14 protein-coding genes are annotated in these 19,494 nt (G+C 71.1%); 7 read left to right on the plus strand and 7 right to left on the minus strand.

Annotation, left to right across the window (positions count from 1 at the left end; all coding sequences use genetic code 11):
• Nucleotides 1–80 precede the first annotated feature (80 nt).
• Together BM064_RS21275 and BM064_RS21280 are read right to left on the minus strand one after the other, a co-directional pair.
• The gene (locus BM064_RS21275) at nt 81–707 is read right to left on the minus strand and encodes an exopolysaccharide biosynthesis protein (RefSeq protein ID WP_092863571.1); all 627 of its coding nucleotides are present in this window, start codon (nt 705–707) and stop codon (nt 81–83) included.
• A 228-nt stretch (nt 708–935) separates the two neighbouring features.
• Nucleotides 936–1,754, minus strand: a complete 819-nt coding sequence (locus tag BM064_RS21280; protein WP_092863574.1) for a hypothetical protein — start codon at nt 1,752–1,754, stop codon at nt 936–938.
• A gap of 101 nt (nt 1,755–1,855) precedes the next feature.
• On the opposite strand from BM064_RS21280, the gene BM064_RS21285 reads away from it, so the two are divergent.
• Both BM064_RS21285 and BM064_RS21290 read left to right on the plus strand, forming a co-directional pair.
• Nucleotides 1,856–3,067 carry an aminotransferase class I/II-fold pyridoxal phosphate-dependent enzyme gene (locus BM064_RS21285; protein ID WP_092863577.1) on the plus strand — a complete coding sequence of 404 codons (1,212 nt, stop codon included), beginning with the start codon at nt 1,856–1,858 and terminating at the stop codon, nt 3,065–3,067.
• A gap of 79 nt (nt 3,068–3,146) precedes the next feature.
• Nucleotides 3,147–5,804, plus strand: a complete 2,658-nt coding sequence (locus tag BM064_RS21290; protein WP_245779239.1) for a DNA translocase FtsK — start codon at nt 3,147–3,149, stop codon at nt 5,802–5,804.
• A 405-nt stretch (nt 5,805–6,209) separates the two neighbouring features.
• On the opposite strand, the gene BM064_RS21295 is transcribed toward BM064_RS21290, so the two are convergent.
• From BM064_RS21295 to BM064_RS21310, 4 genes are all read right to left on the minus strand, one after another.
• Nucleotides 6,210–7,589 (minus strand): TRAP transporter large permease, encoded by a 1,380-nt coding sequence (locus BM064_RS21295; protein WP_092863580.1) that lies wholly within the window; start codon nt 7,587–7,589, stop codon nt 6,210–6,212.
• Nucleotides 7,590–7,593: 4 nt separating this feature from the next.
• On the minus strand, nt 7,594–8,337 hold the full coding sequence (locus BM064_RS21300) for a TRAP transporter small permease (protein ID WP_092863583.1): 744 nt from the start codon (nt 8,335–8,337) through the stop codon (nt 7,594–7,596).
• Nucleotides 8,338–8,546: 209 nt separating this feature from the next.
• Nucleotides 8,547–9,548, minus strand: coding sequence for a DctP family TRAP transporter solute-binding subunit (locus tag BM064_RS21305; protein ID WP_092863586.1), 1,002 nt, complete (start codon nt 9,546–9,548; stop codon nt 8,547–8,549).
• Between the two features lie 315 nt (nt 9,549–9,863).
• Nucleotides 9,864–10,643 (minus strand): HAD-IA family hydrolase, encoded by a 780-nt coding sequence (locus BM064_RS21310; RefSeq protein ID WP_092863589.1) that lies wholly within the window; start codon nt 10,641–10,643, stop codon nt 9,864–9,866.
• A gap of 501 nt (nt 10,644–11,144) precedes the next feature.
• Here BM064_RS21310 and BM064_RS21315 point away from each other — a divergent pair.
• Together BM064_RS21315 and BM064_RS21320 are read left to right on the plus strand one after the other, a co-directional pair.
• On the plus strand, nt 11,145–12,716 hold the full coding sequence (locus tag BM064_RS21315; protein ID WP_092863592.1) for a Re/Si-specific NAD(P)(+) transhydrogenase subunit alpha: 1,572 nt from the start codon (nt 11,145–11,147) through the stop codon (nt 12,714–12,716).
• A gap of 13 nt (nt 12,717–12,729) precedes the next feature.
• Nucleotides 12,730–14,163 carry an NAD(P)(+) transhydrogenase (Re/Si-specific) subunit beta gene (locus BM064_RS21320; protein WP_092863595.1) on the plus strand — a complete coding sequence of 478 codons (1,434 nt, stop codon included), beginning with the start codon at nt 12,730–12,732 and terminating at the stop codon, nt 14,161–14,163.
• Nucleotides 14,164–14,551: 388 nt separating this feature from the next.
• Here the strand turns inward: BM064_RS21320 and BM064_RS21325 are convergent, their stop codons facing one another.
• Nucleotides 14,552–14,806 carry a DUF3253 domain-containing protein gene (locus BM064_RS21325; RefSeq protein WP_092863598.1) on the minus strand — a complete coding sequence of 85 codons (255 nt, stop codon included), beginning with the start codon at nt 14,804–14,806 and terminating at the stop codon, nt 14,552–14,554.
• A 343-nt stretch (nt 14,807–15,149) separates the two neighbouring features.
• Between BM064_RS21325 and BM064_RS21330 the strand changes: the two genes are divergently transcribed.
• From BM064_RS21330 to lipA, 3 genes are all read left to right on the plus strand, one after another.
• Entirely contained in the window at nt 15,150–17,462 is a 2,313-nt protein-coding gene (locus BM064_RS21330) for a xanthine dehydrogenase family protein molybdopterin-binding subunit (protein ID WP_342741387.1), read from the plus strand.
• Nucleotides 17,463–17,514: 52 nt separating this feature from the next.
• Nucleotides 17,515–18,348, plus strand: coding sequence for a metallophosphoesterase (locus BM064_RS21335; RefSeq protein ID WP_092863601.1), 834 nt, complete (start codon nt 17,515–17,517; stop codon nt 18,346–18,348).
• Between the two features lie 81 nt (nt 18,349–18,429).
• Complete coding sequence (gene lipA / locus BM064_RS21340) at nt 18,430–19,479, plus strand: lipoyl synthase (protein WP_092863604.1); 1,050 nt, start codon at nt 18,430–18,432, stop codon at nt 19,477–19,479.
• Nucleotides 19,480–19,494 lie beyond the last annotated feature (15 nt).

The following is a 19,494-nucleotide window of genomic DNA, read 5'->3' on the forward strand; positions in this document are numbered from 1 at the left end:
CGACGGACGGCTCCGGAGAACAGGCGCTCCCGGCAGGGCTCGGGGCCGGCCGGGGGCGCCTGGGGCGGGCGTCGGGAGGGTCAGACGCCGCCGGAGGCGAGCAGGATCACGGGGGTCGCGAAGACGGCGGCCATCACGATGAAGGCGAGGCTCGCGAACAGGCCGTCGCGGGCGACGATCGAGATCGCCAGCAGCGCCACGGCGCCGCCGAGGAAGGAGGAGGTGAAGGGCACCAGTTCCAGGACCGGCATCGCCAGGCCGCAGAGCAGGCACAGCGCCAGAAGCAGCCGGTCGAAGGGCGGGTTCACCAGGCCGGGGAGGCGGCGGCGGGTGCGCCGCTCGATCCAGCCGACGGGGCGGCGGAGCCAGTCGACCGCCTCGGAGAGGCGCCTGCCCTCGATCCGTCGGCGGGTGACGAAGCCGGGCAGCCACACGTGGCTGCGCCCCAGCAGCCCCGCCAGGCTGATCAGCGCGATGGTCAGCCCGCAGATCGACGACAGCAGCGGCACCCCCGAGAGCGGCGTGACCACCACCAGCGCCGGGACCAGCAGCAGGGTCACGGTGGAGTGCTGGCCCACGGCGTCGATCACCTCGCCGGCGGAGGGCTTCTCCTGCCGGGCGGTCTCCTCGATGCGGTCGAGGACGGTCGAGATCGGGCCGGACTCCGGGCCCTGCGGGGCGGAATCGGCGGCGGCGGCGTGGGTCATCGGGGTCTCCGGTCGAGGTCTCCGGGTGCGATCTCCGGATCTGGGGCGCTCGCAGCAGAGGTCGTGCCTCCGCAAGGCGTTTCAAGGGCGCCCAAGGGGCATGCCCGGGGCGCCGGCGGCCGGCCGACGCCGGCCGGGCAAGCCTGCGCGGGCCGGGGAGCCGGCCGCTGCGCGGCCGGTGTCGACCTGCGGTCGGGGGGCGGCTCGGCGGGCGGCTGGGCGGGCGGCTCAGCGGGCGGGGCGCAGGAAATCCGGGGGGTTGAAGACGTCGCAGAAGGCGTCGGGGCCGAGCGGCCGGGCCTCGAAGAACGCGTCGGGACGGGCGCGGGAGAGGGCCGCGTCGGTCATCCCGATCAGCGCCTCGGCGCAGTCGAAGCCCCAGGCGAGGAGGACGCCCGGGTCGGGGAGGTGCAGGCGGTCGACCGGGCGCCCCTGCTCCCGCCCGTCGGGGAGGCGTCGGGTCAGACGCAGGGCCGGGGCGCCGGGCCGGAGGGCCGAGACGGGGATGGAGGTCGAGACCTCGTCGAACTCGCTGATCGCGAGGACCTCGTGGGCGCCGAGCGCCTCCAGGAAGCGGCCGATTGCGGGCTCGCCGGCAGGGGGCAGGCGGCCGTCGGTCGGCAGGAACCAGCGCTCGGCCTGCATCCACGCCTCGAGGCGGTGCTGGAGGGCGAGGAGTTCGGGGCCGCGGGCGGGCGCGTGGCCCTGGATCGCCAGCAGCCAGGCGGCGCGGTCGGAGAGCTCGGGCGGGGCCTCCGGCGCGGCCCGCGCGCGGGCTTCGGGCCAGGAGAGGGTGTGGGCGGAGGCCTTGGCGCGGGCCTCGAAGGCCTCGTGGACCTCGTCGGGGTCGTCGATGCCGTCGGGGTGGTCGACGGGGGCGAACGACCAGGCCCCTTCGCCGAAGGCGCCGGGCAGGGGCAGGCGGTAGAACGGATTCGGCGCGACGAAGGCGTGGGGGTAGATGCTGGCCCACCAGGTCAGGACCGGGACGTCGACCGGGGGGGCCTGGCGGGCGCGCTCGGGCCTCGGGATTTCCGACACGTTCATGCACGCCATCCAAAACTGGACGCATCCCCCTGCGCAAGGTATCTTTTCCCCGAACGAGGGCCGCGCCAAATGACGGCCCCGTCGGAATGAGGCCAGGCAAGATGCAGCAGCCCGAGCGATTCTCGGACCTGCCGGAGTACGCGTTTCCGCGGCTCCGCGCCCTGTTGGAGGGGACCCCCGCCGGCGGTCCCCTGCTTCCCATGTCGCTGGGCGAACCGCGCCATCCGCTGCCGCCCTTCCTGGGCGAGGAGCTTGCGCGCCACCACGACCTCTACGGACGATACCCCCCGAACGAGGGCTATCCGGAGCTGCGCGAGGCGATCGCGGGCTGGCTGCAAAGCCGCTTCGGGATCGCCGGGGACCGCGCGGACCCCGAGCGGCACGTGTTCCCGCTGAACGGCACGCGCGAGGGGCTGTTCGCGGCCTGCCTGGCGCTGGTGCCCGAGCGCAAGAACGGCCAGCGCCCGGCGGTGCTGATCCCCAACCCGTTCTACCAGTGCTACGCCGTCGCCGCGCTCGCGGCCGGGGCCGAGCCGATCTACGTGCCCGCGACGCCGGAAAGCGGCTTCCTGCCCGACTTCGAGAGCCTGCCCGAGGACCTGCTGGCGCGCACCGCGGCGGTCTACCTGTGCTCGCCCGCCAACCCGCAGGGGGTGGTGGCGGGGATGGAGCGGTGGAAGGGGCTGATCGCGCTCGCCGAACAGCACGACTTCTTCGTCTTCGCCGACGAATGCTATTCCGAGATCTGGCGCGACGCGCCCCCGCCCTCGGCCTTGCAGGCCAGCCAGGAGATGGGCGCCGACCCCGAGCGGGTTCTGGCGTTCCACTCGCTGTCCAAGCGCTCGAACCTGCCGGGTCTGCGCTCGGGCTTCTGCGCGGGCGGTCCGAAGGCCATCGCGGCCATGAGAAAACTGCGGGCCTATACCGGGGCGCCGCTGCCGGGGCCGATCCAGATGGCCTCGGCCGCCGTGTGGCGGGACGAGGCGCATGTGGACGCCTCCCGCGCGCTCTACCACGAGAAGTTCGCCATGGCGGACCGGATCCTGGGGAACATGGAGGGCTACCGCCCGCCCGAGGCGGGGTTCTTCCTGTGGCTCGACGTCTCCGCGAAGTGGGGGGACGGCGAGGCCGCGACCCTGCACCTGTGGAAGGAGACCGGGGTGCGGGTGTTGCCGGGGGCCTATCTCTCGCGCCCCTCGCCCGACTGGCTGGGCGGCGGCGATCCGGGCGAGGCCTATGTGCGCATCGCCCTGGTGGAATCCGTGGAGGACGTCGAGCGGGGGCTGACCCTGATCCGCGAGGCGCTGGGCTGAGACCGGCCGGCGCGCCGCCCGCCCCATGACGGGGCCGGCCCGGGCGCGCGGCTGCAACGACAGGATGACAGGCACACAGATGGCGTTCTTCTCCCGCTCCGACCTCGACGACGACTTCGGCGGCCGCGACGCCTTCCTGCCGGAAAGCTGGTCCGAGGCCATCGGCCGCCGCTTCATGGAGGGCGCGGGCCTGGCCCTGTGCCTGCTGGCGGTCGTCGCCGCGATGATGCTGGCGAGCTACGATCCCAACGACCCCAGCTTCTTCAACGCCTCGGACGGGGCGCCGTCGAACTGGCTGGGGCTGCCGGGGGCCTACCTGGCCGACCCGCTGATGCGCACGCTGGGGCTGGCGGCCTGGTCGCTGGTGCTGCTGCCCGGCGTCTGGGGCTGGCGGCTGGTGACCCATGAGGGCGAGTGGCGGGCCTGGTCGCGCCTGCTGGTGGCGCCCTTCGCGATCCTGGCCGCGGCCGCGTGCCTCTCGGCCCACGTGCCGCCGGAGGCCTGGCCGCATCCCTACGGGCTGGGCGGGCTGATCGGCGACGGCGCCGACCGCACGCTGGTCGCCTACATGCCCTGGGGGCTGGAGATCGCGCTGCCGATGCTCTCGGTCGGGCTGTTGGCCGCGACCCTGGCGCTGGGGGGGCTCGCGCTGGGCATGGACACGGCCGAGGCCGCCGAGCTGGTGCGCTGGCTGGCCTCGGGCCTGGGCTGGGCGATGCGCACGGCGCTGGGTCTGCTGGGCCTCGCCGCCGGCGGCGCCGCGCGGCGCATGGCGCGCCCGCGCTCGGCCCGCGTGGCCCCGCCCGAGCCCTATGGCGCGGCGCGGCGGGAGCCGGCCGGATCCTTCGACGAGGAGGAGGAAGAGGAGGAGGACGAGCCGCCCCTCACCTCGCGCCGCCGCACGCCGAAGCTGGGCTCGGCGCTCGACGACGAGCCTCCCGCGCGGGAGCCGAGCGTGCTGGACCGCATCCGCTCGGCCGCCAGGCGCATCGAGCCCGGCCCGATGACCCGCCGCGAGCCGGAGCCGGAGGCGGACGAGGTCCTCTACGACGATCGCGACGACTATGACGACTACGAGCCCGCGCCCGTCCCCCGCGCCATGGCGCCGGCGCCGATCCCGCAGCCGCGGGCGGAGGTCGCCGCGCCGGTGAAGAAGGTCCCGGTCAGCCGCCGGGCCGAGGCCGAGGCGCAGCCGAAGTTCGAGTTCGACGACCTCTCCGAGGACGCGGCCTGGTCCTGCCCGCCGCTGTCGCTCTTGCAGAGCCCGCGCGAGATCTCCCGCCCCCAGCACTCGACCGAGGCGCTGGAGGAGAACGCGCGGATGCTCGAGGCGGTGCTGGACGACTACGGCATCCGCGGGGAGATCGTGAAGGTCTCGCCCGGGCCGGTCGTGACGATGTACGAGCTGGAGCCGGCGCCGGGCCTGAAGGCGAGCCGCGTGATCGGCCTGGCCGACGACATCGCGCGGTCGATGTCGGCGCTGGCGGCGCGCGTGTCCACGGTTCCGGGCCGCTCGATCATCGGCATCGAGCTGCCCAACGAGGTGCGCGAGAAGGTGCTGCTCCGCGAGCTGTTCGCGGCCAAGTCCTTCGGGGATGCCAAGGAGAAGCTGCTGATCGCGCTGGGCAAGGACATCGCCGGGGCGCCGATGGTGGCGAACCTGGCGCGGATGCCGCACCTGCTGATCGCGGGCACCACCGGCTCGGGCAAGTCGGTGGCGATCAACGTGATGATCCTGTCGCTGCTCTACCGGCTGTCGCCGAAGGAGTGCCGGATGATCATGATCGACCCCAAGATGCTGGAGCTGTCGGTCTACGACGGCATCCCGCATCTGCTGAGCCCGGTGGTGACGGACCCCAAGAAGGCGGTGGTCGCGCTGAAGTGGACGGTCGCCGAGATGGAGGACCGTTACCGCAAGATGTCGCGCATGGGCGTGCGCAACATCGAGGGCTACAACCAGCGCGTCCGCGACGCCCAGTCCCGCGGCGAGGCCTTCACGCGGTCCGTGCAGACCGGCTTCGACCCCGACACCGGCGAGCCGATCATCGAGACCCAGGAGTTCGAGCCCGAGGAGCTGCCCTTCATCGTCGTCGTGGTCGACGAGATGGCCGACCTGATGATGGTCGCGGGCAAGGAGATCGAGGCCTGCATCCAGCGCCTGGCGCAGATGGCCCGCGCCTCGGGCATCCACCTGATCATGGCGACGCAGCGCCCCTCGGTCGACGTCATCACCGGCACGATCAAGGCGAACTTCCCCACCCGGATCTCGTTCCAGGTGACCTCGAAGATCGACAGCCGCACCATCCTGGGCGAGCAGGGCGCCGAGCAGCTGCTGGGCATGGGCGACATGCTCTACATGGCCGGCGGCGGTCGGGTGACGCGCGTGCACGGGCCCTTCGTCTCCGACGAGGAGGTCGAGGAGGTGGTGATGCACCTCAAGTCCCAGGGCGAGCCGGAATACCTCAGCGGCGTCACCGACGGCCCCGACGAGGAGAACGCGGCCGACATCGACGCGGTGCTGGGGCTGGGCTCGGGCGACGACTCCGAGGCCGACCTCTACGACCGCGCGGTGGCGATCGTGGCGCGGGACCGCAAGTGCTCGACCTCCTACATCCAGCGCAAGCTCGCCATCGGCTACCAGCGGGCGGCACGGCTCGTGGAGCAGATGGAGGAGCAGGGCGTGGTGACGCCGGCCAACAAGGTCGGCAAGCGGGAGATCCTGGTGGGCGAGGTCTGACGCCTCCGGCGAGGACCGGACTACAGGCGCCCTGCGGGCGGGCCTGGCTGCGGCGCGCCGGTGGGAAGGCCAGGGCCGGATCGTGACGGGTCGGGAGCCTGCGGCGGGCTCCTGACTCACCAAAGAACAAGGCGCGCGCCTGCTCTCCGGAGCCGTCCATCGCTTCTGGCCTGCCTGAGCGACTCGCCCCCGCCGGTCAAGGACAAGCCCCCTTCGGGGGTCGCTGCGCGATCCTTGACCGGAGGGGGCGAGTCGCTCCGTTGGCCGCCAGCGACGGACGGCTCCGGAGAACAGGCGCTCCCGGCAGGGCCTGGGGCGAGGGGCGCCTGCGGCGGGCGGTCGGCGGAGATGAGAAAGGGCGCGACGGGGGGACCGTCGCGCCCTTTCGCTTTCGTCCGCGTCGGCTCAGCGGGTGATCAGCTCCGGGCCCATGAAGTAGGTGGGCAGGAAGGTGCTCATGCCCGGGATGTAGGTGACCATGATCAGGAAGATGAAGAGGATGCCCAGCCAGGGCAGCGCCGCCTTCACCACGTCCCACATCGCCATGCCCGCCACGCCCGAGGTGACGAAGAGGTTCAGGCCCACCGGCGGGGTGATCATGCCGATCTCCATGTTCACCACCATGATGATGCCGAGATGGATCGGGTCGATCCCGAGGCTGATCGCGATGGGGAAGACCAGCGGGGCCACGATGATGATCAGGCCCGACGGCTCCATGAACTGGCCGCCGATCAGCAGGATCAGGTTCACGATGATCAGGAACATGATCGGCCCGAAGCCCGCGTCCAGCATCGAGGTGGCGATGGCCTGGGGGATCTGCTCGTCGGTCAGAACGTGCTTGAGGATCAGCGCGTTGGCGATGATGAACAGCAGCGTCACCGTCAGCTTGCCCCCCTCGAACAGCGCGTCGCGCGTGTCGGGGTGGACCCAGACCGTCAGCGCCGTCCAGGGCTTGCGGTAGAAGGCGACCGGCGCGCCGTCCTCGGTGGTCGCCTTCAGCGGGCCCATGTCGCGGTAGATGAAGTTCGCGATCAGGAAGGCGTAGATCGCGGCGACGGCCGCGGCCTCGGTCGGGGTGAAGATGCCGCCGTAGATGCCGCCCAGGATGATCACGATCAGGAACAGGCCCCAGCCGGCGTCGCGGGCGGAGGCGAAGACCTCGCCCCAGCCCAGCCAGTCGCCCTTGGGCAGGTTCTGGACCCGGGCCGCGACGTAGATGCCGATCATCAGCATCAGGCCCGCCACCAGCCCCGGGATCACGCCCGCGAGGAACATGCGCCCGACCGAGACGTCGGTGGCGGCCGCGTAGACCACCATCACGATCGAGGGCGGGATCAGGATGCCCAGCGTGCCCGCGTTGCAGATCACGCCGGCGGCGAAGCTTTTCGTGTAGCCCACCTGCTGCATGCCCGCGATGACGATGCCGCCGATGGCCACGACCGTCGCGGGGGACGAGCCCGAAAGGGCGGCGAACAGCATGCAGGCGAAGACGCCCGCGATGGCGAGGCCGCCGCGGAACTGGCCGACGCAGGCGATGGAGAAGCGGATGATCCGGCTCGCCACGCCCCCCGTCGACATGAAGGTCGAGGCCAGCACGAAGAAGGGGATGGCGAGCAGCGTGTAGTGGCCCGCCATGGCGTTGTAGAGGGTCTGGGCGATGGAGGCGAGCGAGCTGTCCGACAGCACCAGCAGGAACAGGGTCGAGGACACGCCCAGCGCCACCGCGATCGGCACGCCGATCAGCAGCAGGCCCACGACGACCGCGAAGAGGATGGCGACTTCCATGGTCTCAGCGCTCCGTCGGGCCGCGGCGATGCGCGGGATCGTGGTGGTGCAGCGGATCGGCGGCGCCGGGATCGGGGATGGCGTGGTGGGAGCGGGCGTCCTCGACCGCCTCCTCGGCCTCGTGGGAGGCGATCAGGGTGGCGCGCTCGCCGGTCAGCAGCTCCCATCCCGCCTGGGCGAAGCGCAGCACCAGCAGCAGCATCGAGATCGGAAGGATGACGTAGGGCACCAGGCGGGGCAGCTTCTCGTAGGCCTCGCCCTCGTTGAACCACTCGGCGAAGAGCGGGTTGAGGAAGGCGGGCATGGGCACGTCGTTGAGCTCGTACCAGCCCTGGCCGCGGGCGGAGGCGAAGCCGGTGGGGAACCAGCGGCCGGTGGTCGGCTGCATCTCGCCGTAGGGGGCCCAGAAGTCCCAGGCGCCCTTCAGCAGCAGCAGCGCGAAGGCCAGGCAGATCGCGGCCGAGATCAGCGACAGCGTGCGGCGCACCGGCGGCGAGACGATGTTGATCACCGCGTCCACGCCCAGGTGGGCGGTGACCTTCACGCAGTAGCTGGCGCCCAGCAGCACCAGCCAGGCGAACAGGAACGACGTGGTCTCGAGCGCCCACAGGATGTTGGAGTTGAAGACGTATCGCGCGACCACGTTGGCGAAGGTGATCAGCGTCATGGCGCCCAGGATCGCGGCGATCAGCGTCTCTTCGACGGCGTTGATCGCGCGGCCTGCGGGCGTGCGGGCCTTGTAGTGCATGGGGCCTCCCCCCCTTGGGAGCGGCGGCGCGCGAGGCCTTGAGGCCGCGCGACCGGCCGCCGGAGCCGGAGCGAGCCGGGGCCGCCTCCTCCCAGAGGGTCCCGGCGCCGGACGGCGCCGCCCCGACCGGGCGGGCCGGTCGGGGCGGGCGATGGATGCGGACGGGTTCGCCCCCGGGCCGCGCAGGGCGGCCGGGGGCGTCCGGTCTCTTACATGGACGCATTGATCTTCTGGGCGGCCTCGATGTTCTCGGCCCCCACGTCGCCCTCGAACTCGGCCCACACGGGCTTCATCGCGTCGACCCAGGCGGCGCGCTGCTCTTCGGTGAGCTGGCGGACCTCGCCGCCGGCGTCGATGATCGACTGCTTGGCTTCCTCGTTGACCTGGAAGCTGTCGCCGTTGCGGTCGGCCGTCACCTCGTCGAGGATGGTCAGGAACTGCTCGCGCACGTCGGCGTCGAGCCCTTCCAGCCAGTCGACCGAGGTCACCACCAGGTAGTCGATGACGCCGTGGTTGGTCTCGGTGGTGCCGTCCTGCACCTCGAAGAACTTCTGGCCGTAGATGTTGGACCAGGTGTTCTCCTGCCCGTCGACGACGCCGGTCTGCAGGGCGCCGTAGACCTCGGAGAAGGCCATCGCCTGGGGGTTGGCCTCGAGGGCGGCGAACTGCGCCTTGAGCACCTCGGAGGGCTGAACGCGGAACTTCAGCCCCTTGGCGTCGGAGGGCAGCAGCAGCGGCTTGTTGGCCGAGATCTGCTTCATGCCGTTGTGCCAGTAGGCGAGCCCCTGCAGGCCGCGCCGCTGCATCGAGTCGAGCAGGCCCTGCCCGGTCTCGGAGGCCTGGAAGGCGTCCACCGCGTCGATGTTCTTGAACATGAACGGCAGGTCGAAGATCCGGAACTTCTTGGTGAAGGTCTCGAACTTCGACAGCGACGGCGCGGCGAGCTGGACGTCGCCGTTCAGCATCGCCTCGAGCACCTGGTCGTCGTTGTAGAGCGACGAGTTGCCGTAGACCTCCATGCAGGCCTTGCCGTTCATCTCCTCGTTGACCCGCGACTGCAGGAGCGAGGCGGCGATGCCCTTGGGGTGCTTGTCGGTGTTGGTGACGTGGCTGAACTTGATGACCATCTCGCCCGCGTCGCACGCGGCGTGAGCGGCGGTCGTCATCATCAGCGCCGCCGCGGCGGTCGCGGCGATCTTGAGAAAGCGCATGTCCTACCTCCCTGTTGGTTCCCGAATGCGCAAGGGACCTGACCGCAGCCTAGGCGGCGGCTGGTGCGGCGTAAATGACGTTTCGGAGACGAAATCAACCGGCGATCGCCGCGGATCGCAGTAAATTGCTCCCCGTTCCGCAGGGCGATGCGACCGGTCCGCATTCGGCGCCGGTCGGCGGAGGCGGCGGCAAGATCCTTGCCGCAGGGGGGAGGAGGGCGACCGTTCCTGTCCGCCGCGGTGCAGCACGCGCAGCGGGGGCCGGAAGGCCCGCCGCGCGGCCGGGAAGGGGGGCGGGGCGGCGTCGAGCGCGGCTCAGGCCGCCGCGCCCTCGCCGTGGCAGCGCCGCGCGTGCCAGATCTGGAGCGCGTCGGCGGTGACGTGGAAGAACGGCCCCGCGTCGCCCGACAGCACCTCGAAGGGCGTGTGCGGCTCGCCGAGGCTGGAGACCACCAGCATCGCGCCCGAGAAATCCTCGTCGCGGGTGTAGAGGCCGGGGGCGGCCAGCACCTCGAGCCCGGCGCCGCTGGCCGAGGCGACGCCGCGGGCGCTGTCCTCGATGGCGACGGCGGCCTCGGGCGGGACGCCCAGGCGCTGCAGGGTCAGGCGGTAGGGGGCGGGATCGGGCTTCGAGGTCTCGACGTCCTCGCGGGTGACGACGACCGCGAACCAGTCCAGCGCCTCGAAGCCGAAGGCGTTGAGGATCAGCGCCTCGAACGTCTCGCGCGACGAGGTGGTGCAGGCGGCGAGCTTCACCCCCGACGAGCGCAGGTCCTCCAGCAGACGGGCGACGCCGGGGCGCAGGGCGGCGCCTTCCTCGATCATCGAGACGAACAGGGCCTGCTTGCGCTCATGGATGCGCTCGAAGTCGCCGGCGTGCTCCATGGTGGTCAGGTCGCGGGGGCGGTGCGCCTCGGCGTAGTGGCGCATGCGGGCGAGGCCGCCTTCCACCGCCAGCAGCTCATGATAGCGCTCGCGGTCCCAGGACCAGTCGAGGCCGGCCTCGGCGAAGGCGGCGTTGAAGGCGGCGCGGTGGAGTTCCTCGGTCTCGGCGAGGGTTCCGTCGACGTCGAAGATCACGGCCTTGAGGGTCATGACGGCAAATCCTTCGATTGGGCGGACGCCGCGGGGCTTGCGCCGGCCGCATCCCGCGTGGGGGACAGGACGCGGTACGCTGGCGGCCGCTGGCTCGGGCGGGTCCGGTCGGATCGTTGCGCGGGCATGGCACGATGCCCGCGGTTCGCGACAGGTCGATGACGGGAGGGCGTTCGGTAAGGAATGCGAACTTAGCGCCCAATTTCCGCCATGATACCCCCCGGAAACGGGCGCGTCGACTCCTTCGCATCTCGACAGCGACGCCCCTTGATGCGAATCCGACGCGAGCGGTTGCGGAAACGGGCGGACGAATCCGCCGGTTTCCGCAGCGGCGCTGCGCCGCGGCGAACGGCCGCGCAATAATATTGCGCAAGTGGGGGTCTGGACGTCTTGCCTGTTTCGCACGTCTAGGCCAAACCGACGGTGGACAAAGCGGCGCCCGGAAGGTCTGTTCCCTTCCGGGCGCCGCTGCGTCCGGAGGAGAACATGGAGGAGGGACGCATGAGGATCGGCGCCCCAGCTGAGATCTTCGAGGGCGAAAAGAGGGTCGCCCTCACGCCAGAAAGCGCGAAGCGCCTGCAGAAGCTGGGCTACGAGTGCCTGGTGCAGAGCGGCGCCGGCGAAGCCGCGAGCTTCAAGGACGAGGCCTATGCCGAGGCCGGCGTCACGGTGGTCGAGACCGCCGCGGACCTGTGGAGCCAGGCCGACGTCATCGTCAAGGTGCGGGCCCCGTCGGACGAGGAGATCGCCGCCGCGCCCGAGGGCAAGACGCTGATCTCGTTCATCTGGCCGGCCCAGAACGAAGAGATGCTCGCGGCCCTGAACGCCAAGCGGATGACCGTCCTGGCGATGGACATGGTGCCCCGCATCAGCCGCGCGCAGAAGATGGACGCGCTGTCGTCGATGGCCAACATCGGCGGCTACCGCGCGGTGGTCGAGGCGGCGAACAACTTCGGCCGCTTCTTCACCGGCCAGGTGACCGCCGCGGGCAAGGTGCCGCCGGCGAAGATCCTGGTGGTGGGCGCGGGCGTCGCGGGTCTCGCGGCCATCGGCGCCGCCCAGGCGATGGGCGCCGTGGTGCGCGCCTTCGACGTGCGCCCCGAGGTGGCCGAGCAGATCGAGTCCATGGGCGCCGAGTTCCTGTTCCTCGACTTCGAGGACAGCCAGGACGGCGCCGGCACGGGCGGCTACGCGGCCCCCTCCAGCCCTGAGTTCCGCGAGAAGCAGCTCGAGCTGTTCCGCGCCCAGGCCCCCGAGGTCGACATCGTCATCACGACGGCGCTGATCCCCGGCCGGCCCGCGCCGAAGCTGTGGACCGAGGACATGGTCCTCGCGATGAAGAACGGCTCGGTCATCGTCGACCTCGCCGCCGAGCGCGGCGGCAACTGCGACCTGACCGTGCCCGACGACAAGATCGTCACCGAGAACGGCGTCACCATCATCGGCTACACCGACCTGCCGAGCCGGATGGCGACCCAGTCGTCGAACCTCTACGGCACCAACATCGCCCACATGATGTCCGACCTGACGCCCGAGAAGGACGGCAAGCCGGTCGTGAACATGGACGACGACGTGATCCGCGGCTCGACCGTGTGTCACCAGGGCGAGATCACCTTCCCGCCGCCGCCCCCCAAGGTGAAGGCGATCGCGGCTGCGAAGCCGAAGGAGAAGGTGAAGGAGCCGACCCCCGAGGAGAAGAAGGCCGCCGAGCTCGCCGCCTTCAAGAAGCAGACCCGCAGCCAGGTCACGCTGCTGGCCGTGGGCGCGGCGCTGCTGCTGGGCGTGGGCCTGGTCGCTCCGGCCAGCTTTATGCAGCACTTCATCGTCTTCGTGCTGTCGGTCTTCGTCGGCTTCCAGGTGATCTGGGGCGTGGCGCATTCGCTGCACACGCCGCTGATGGCGGTGACCAACGCCATCTCCTCGATCATCATCCTGGGCGCGCTGATGCAGATCGGCTCGGGCTCGTGGATCGTGATCGTGCTCGCCGCGCTGTCGGTGTTCATGGCCGGCATCAACATCTTCGGCGGCTTCCTCGTCACCCGGCGCATGCTCGCCATGTTCCAGAAATCGTAAGGAGGGCGAGGGCATGGACTACGGATTCTCGACCGCGGCCTATGTGGTCGCGGCGGTTCTCTTCATCCTGTCGCTGGGCGGCCTGTCGAACCAGGAGAAGGCCAAGCGCGCGGTCTGGTACGGCATCGCCGGCATGGCGCTGGCCGTCGCCGCCACGCTGGTGGGCCCCGGCTCGGGCCTGTGGCTGCTGTCGGTGATCCTGATCGCGGCCGGCGGCATCATCGGCTTCTTCGTCGCCAAGCGCGTGCAGATGACCGAGATGCCCCAGCTGGTCGCGGCGATGCACTCGCTGGTGGGTCTGGCCGCGGTCTTCGTGGGCTACAACGCCCATGTCGAGCTGGGCCGGGTCATGGCCATGGACGACGCGGCGCGCGTGGGGCTGGAGGGCTTCGCGGCCCTGCTCGCCAAGAAGGACGCGGTGGAGATCGCGATCCTGCGCGTCGAGCTGTTCCTGGGCGTGTTCATCGGCGCGATCACCTTCACCGGCTCGGTCATCGCCTACGGCAAGCTGGCGGGGAAGGTCACCTCGGCCGCGAAGAAGCTGCCGGGCGGGCATGTGCTGAACGCCTCGGCGGCCGCGATCTCGGTGCTGTCGCTGATCTGGTACTTCAACTCCGGCGGGCTGGCGCCCCTGCTGATCATGACGATCTGCGCGCTGTTCATCGGCTACCACCTGATCATGGGCATCGGCGGCGCCGACATGCCGGTGGTCGTGTCGATGCTCAACTCCTACTCGGGGTGGGCGGCGGCGGCGATCGGCTTCAGCCTCGGCAACGACCTGCTGATCGTGGTCGGCGCGCTGGTCGGTTCTTCCGGTGCGATCCTGAGCTACATCATGTGCAAGGCGATGAACCGGCACTTCGTCTCGGTGATCCTGGGCGGCTTCGGCGGGACCTCGGGCCCGGCGATGGAGGTCGAGGGCGAGATGGTCGCCATCGACGCCGACGGCGTGGCCGCGGCGCTGGAGGAGGCGGACTCGATCATCGTGGTGCCGGGCTACGGCATGGCGGTGGCGCAGGCGCAGCAGTCGGTCTCGGAGCTGACCCGCAAGATGCGCGCGGCGGGCAAGGAGTTCCGCTTCGCCATCCACCCCGTCGCGGGGCGTCTGCCGGGGCACATGAACGTGCTGCTGGCCGAGGCCAAGGTCCCCTACGACATCGTCCTGGAGATGGACGAGATCAACGAGGACTTCCCCGAGACGGACGTGGTGATCATCATCGGGGCGAACGACATCGTGAACCCCGCGGCGCAGGACGACCCGAACTCCCCCATCGCCGGCATGCCGGTGCTGGAGGTGTGGAAGGCCAAGCAGGTGTTCGTGTCCAAGCGCGGGCAGGGCACCGGCTACTCGGGCATCGAGAACCCGCTGTTCTTCAAGGACAACACGCGGATGTTCTACGGCGACGCCAAGGCCTCGATCGACGCGCTGCTGTCGAAGCTGGGCTGAGGCCTCGAACGATCTGAGAACGGGACGGGCCGCGCATCGGTGGATGCGCGGCCCGTTCGGAGTCTACAGGCGCCCTGCGGGCGGGCATGGCTGCGCTGCGCGTGTGGGAGCGTCGGGAGGAATCGGCTGATGGCGGAGCCTCCGGCGGGCTCCTGACTCACCCAAGAACAAGCCCGCGCCTGTCCTCCGGAGCCGTCCATCGCGTCTGATGCCTGAGCGACTCGCCGGGGGCGGTCAAGGACAAGCCGCGCTTCGCGCGGTCGCTGCGCGATCCTTGACCGCCCCCGGCGAGTCGCTCTGATCGGCATCCGCGATGGACGGCTCCGGAGAACAGGCGCTCCCGGCAGGGCCTGGGGCCGGCGGGCGCCCGGAGAGGCGCGTCGCGCGGTCAGTGCAGGGGGCGCGAGAGGCGGATCGGACCCTTGGCGGAGAGGGCGTCGACCGCCTTGCCCGACTGGGTGACCGAGATCAGCCCGTCGCGCTGCAGGCGACTCGCCACCATGCGCACGCGGTCGAGCAGGGGGCGCCAGTCGTCGGGGTTCAGCGCACGCGCGGCGTCGGAAGGGCAGAAGCTGGAATCGGCGTCGCGGCTGCGGGCCAGGTCGAGCAATGTCTCGGCGATTCGGTCGTCTGTCGTATTCATTGTGATTCGATCCTCCCGGAGCCCGGCAACATAGCACCGTCGGGCCGGAGGCGCCCCGTCGCCGGGACGCGCCACGCGGAGCCCCCGGGCGGCGCCGCCGGCCCGCGCGACGGGGTCGCGGCGGGGCGGCGCTACGGCGCTGCGGGAGGGGCGTCGAGGGGAGGCGGAAACCGCATGCCTCCCACGCGCCGGAGAAATCCGGCCCGCCTTTATATGGACATCGCCGACCGCGCGGCTAGGGTCGGGCGCGAAGGAATTCGCCTCGCGCCGCGGCGGCCCCCCGCAATCGGTTCTCGGATCGGGACAGGCCGCCGGACCCCCGGCGCCGGCAATGAAGCAAGGGATGATCGACATGGTGAAGTTCGGCGTCGCCCAGCCTGTAACCCGCAAGGAGGACCTGCGCCTGCTGACCGGCGGCGGCCGGTATGTCGACGACACCGCGCCCGAGGGCGCGGCCTGGGTGCATTTCCTGCGCTCGCCCGTGGCGCACGCGCGCCTGCTGCAGGTCGACGCCGAGGCGGCGCGCAAGGCGCCGGGCGTGCTGGCGGTGTTCACCGCCGAGGACCTCGAGGGCAAGCTGCGCAACTCGATGGACGCGGGCGTGGTGCAGAACCGCGACGGCACGCCGGGCGCGGCCCCGATCCGGCCGATCCTGGCCGCCGACAAGGTCGCCTATGTCGGCGAGGCCGTCGCCGCCGTGGTCGCCGAGACCCAGGCCCAGGCCCGCGACGCCGCCGAACTGATCGAGCTGAACTACGAGGAGCTGCCCGTCGCCTTCGACACCGCGCTCGCGCAGGAGCAGCCCGAGGTCCACCCCGAGGTGGCCCTGAAGAACGTCGCCTTCGACTGGGCCTTCGGCGACGAGGAGGCCACGAAGCAGGCCTTCGAGGGCGCCGCCCATGTCGTCGAGCTGCCGCTGATCAACAACCGCGTCATCGCCACCCCGATGGAGACCCGCGGCGCCTGGGCGGAGTGGGACGGCCAGAAGCTGCACCTCTCGACCAACGGCCAGGGCGTGTGGGGCCTGAAGCGGGAGCTGTCCAAGAAGATCGGCCTCGCGCCCGAGCAGGTGCGCATCACCAACCCCGACGTCGGCGGCGGCTTCGGGATGAAGGCCTTCAACTACCCCGAGCATTTCATCGTGGCGCTGGCCGCCAAGGAGCTCGGCCGCCCGACCCGCTGGATGGCCGACCGCTCCGAAAGCGCGATGACCGACGCCATGGGCCGCGATCACGTCACGCTCGCCCGCGGGGCCTTCGATGCGGACCACAAGCTGCAGGCGATCCACTTCTCGGTGATCGCGGGGCTGGGGGCCTACAACTCGCCCTTCGGGCAGTACATCCCCTCCGAGGTCGCCAAGAACGTGCTGCCGGGCGTCTATGACGTGCAGATCGGCCTCTTCGAGGTGAAGGGCGTCTACACCAACACCTGCCCGGTGGATTCCTACCGCGGCGCCGGCCGGCCGGAGGCGATCTACCAGATCGAGCGCCTGATGGACGCGGCCGCCCGCCAGTTCGGGATGTCGCCGGCGGAGGTCCGCCGCAAGAGCTTCATCCCCAAGGACAAGTTCCCCTACAAGACGCTGGTCGGCCAGCTCTACGACGTGGGCGACTTCGACCGGGTGATGACCCGCTGCCTGAAGGAGGCCGACTGGGACGGGTTCGAGGCGCGCCGCGCCGAGAGCGCCAAGCGCGGGATGCTGCGCGGCCGGGGGCTGGCCACCTACATCGAGTCGATCCTCGGCGCCCAGAACGAGACGGCGAAGATCGAGTTCGCCGAGGACGGGGGCTACAACCTCTATGTCGGCACCCAGTCCAATGGGCAGGGGCACGAGACGGTCTACGCCCAGATCCTGCACGAGCGCTCGGGCCTGCCGTATGAGAAGATCCGGGTGATCCAGGGCGACAGCGACCTGATCAAGACCGGCGGCGGCACCGGCGGCTCGCGGTCCGTGACCATGCAGGGCAACGCGATCAACGCCGCCACCGACGACATGGTCGAGAAGTTCCGGCCGATGGCGGAGGAGGAGCTCGAGGTCTCCGGCGGCGACCTCGTGTTCGAGGAGGGCGCCTTCCGCGTCGCCGGCACCGACCGCATGGTCACGCTGGAGACGCTGGGCGCCAAGGCCCGCAGCCTCGGCAACCTCGAGATGCTGGTGCATGAGACCGAGAACACCGTCCCCGGCCGCTCGTTCCCCAACGGCTGCCATATCTGCGAGGTCGAGGTGGACCCCGACACCGGCCGCACCCAGGTGGTGAAATACACCGTGGTCGACGACTTCGGCCTGCTGATGAACCCGGTGCTGGCCATCGGCCAGGTGCACGGCGGCGTGGTGCAGGGCGTGGGCCAGGCGATCAACGAGCAGGTGGTCTATGACGAGAGCGGCCAGTTGCTGACCGCGACCTTCATGGATTATTCCCTGCCGCGCGCCTATGAGGTGCCCGACATGCCGTTCTTCCACGAGGGCACGCCCTCGACCGCGAACGCGATCGGCATGAAGGGCTGCGGCGAGGCCGGCACCGTCGGCGCGCTGGCCGCGGTGACCAATGCGGCGCTGGATGCGGTCTCGGCCGCGGGCGTGACCCATGTGGACATGCCGCTGACCCCGCAGCGGGTCTGGTCCTGGCTGAACGCCGCCAAGACCGCGGCGGAGTGACCGAAGCCGCCGCGCGGCGCAGACGCCGCGCGGCGACGAACCGGGGGGACGGATGACAGGATTCCTCAGGCGGCTGCTGGGCCGCGGCGACGCCGCGTCCGCGGGCGCGCCTAAGAAGGGCGGCAAGGCCAGGGGCGGCCAGGGCTTCGACGCCCCGCTCGACATCGACATGCCGACCTATGCGATCGGCGACATGCACGGTCGCGCCGACCTGCTCGAGCGGCTGCTGGGCCGCATCGACGAGGACGCGCGCGAGCGCGGCTTCGAGGCCTGGCGGCTGGTCGCCATGGGCGACTACGTCGACCGGGGGGAGCAGTCGGCCCAGGTTCTGGCGCGCCTGCGGGGGATCCTCGCCTACGGCGGCTGGCAGGGCGGCCCGTCCGAGGTGGTGGCCCTGCGCGGCAACCACGAGGAGATGATGGTCGCCTTCGTGGACCAGCCCGCCGAGGCCGGCGCCCGCTGGCTGCGCAACGGCGGCCTGCAGACCCTGATGAGCTACGAGGTCGGCGGCGTCTCGCCCACCATGGAGGGCGAAGCGCTGGTCGAGGTGGCCGAGCGCCTGAAGCGCGTGGCGGGGCCGGACATCGAGATGATCCGCGCGCTGCCCGCCTGGGCGCGCTTCGGCACGGTGCTGTTCGCCCATGCCGGCGCCGACCCCGAGGCCCCGCCCGAGCTGCAGTCGGACCGCACCATGACCTGGGGCGTGTCGCGATTCTTCTCGATTCCGCGCCGGGACGGGCTGTGGGTGGTCTACGGGCACTACGTGGTGGACGAGGCCGGCCACGCCGGCGGGCGCATCGCGGTGGACACCGGCGCCTACTACTCCGGCGTGCTCTCGGCCGTGCGGCTGGAGAGCGGGGCGGCCCCGGCCTTCCTGACCTCGTGACCGCGCGCCTGCCGGCGGCCGGTTCGGCTTTGCATGGCGGGCGAAACTGCACTAGGTGACGGGAGAGCAAGGAGGGCCGCCATGCCTGCCGACACGATCCCCCCCGCGCCCGCCGCAGAGACCGGGGCAGAGACCGGCGCCGAGATCGCCGCCGAGACGGCGGCCGCGCCTCGCCTGGTCCGCCCGCGCGACCTCAAGGACCGCGCCCAGCGCCACCCCGAGAAGCAGGGCCGCGCCGACGCGCCGGTGCTGCGCAAGCCCTCCTGGATCCGGGTGAAGGCGCCGGGCGGCGAGGGCTACGAGGCGACGCGGCGCATCGTGAAGGAGCACCGCCTCGCCACCGTGTGCGAGGAGGCCGGCTGCCCCAACGTCGGCGAGTGCTGGTCGCAGGGCCACGCCACCATGATGATCATGGGCGAGATCTGCACCCGCGGCTGCACCTTCTGCAACGTCGCCACCGGCCGCCCCGAGGCGCTGGACGCCTTCGAGCCCGCCCGCGTCGCCGATGCGGTCGCGAAGCTGGGCCTGAGCCACGTGGTGATCACCTCGGTCGACCGCGACGACCTCGAGGACGGCGGGGCGGAGCATTTCGCCCGCACCATCCGCGCGCTGCGCCGCAAGGCCCCCGACACCACCATCGAGATCCTGACCCCCGACTTCCTCAAGTGCGGGCCGGAGGCGCTGGAGATGGTCGTCGAGGCGCGCCCCGACGTGTTCAACCACAACCTCGAGACGGTGCCCGGCCTCTACCCCGAGGTGCGTCCCGGCGCGCGCTACTTCCACTCCCTGCGTCTGCTGCAGCGGGTGAAGGAGCTGGACCCGACGATCTTCACCAAGTCCGGGATCATGGTCGGTCTCGGCGAGGAGCGGGCGGCGGTCCATCAGGTGATGGACGACATGCGCTCGGCCGACGTGGATTTCCTGACCATCGGCCAGTACCTGCAGCCCACCCGCAAGCACCACGCGGTCGCGAAGTTCGTCGAGCCGGCGGAGTTCGCCGCCTATGAGCGCGCGGCCTGGGGCAAGGGCTTCCTGATGGTCTCGGCCACCCCCCTGACCCGGTCGAGCTACCACGCCGGCGAGGATTTCGCCCGCCTTCGCGAGGCGCGGCTGAAGGCGGTCGGCCGCTGACCGGCGGCTGATCCC

Source organism: Albimonas pacifica (assembly GCF_900113695.1).
GTDB lineage: Bacteria > Pseudomonadota > Alphaproteobacteria > Rhodobacterales > Rhodobacteraceae > Albimonas > Albimonas pacifica.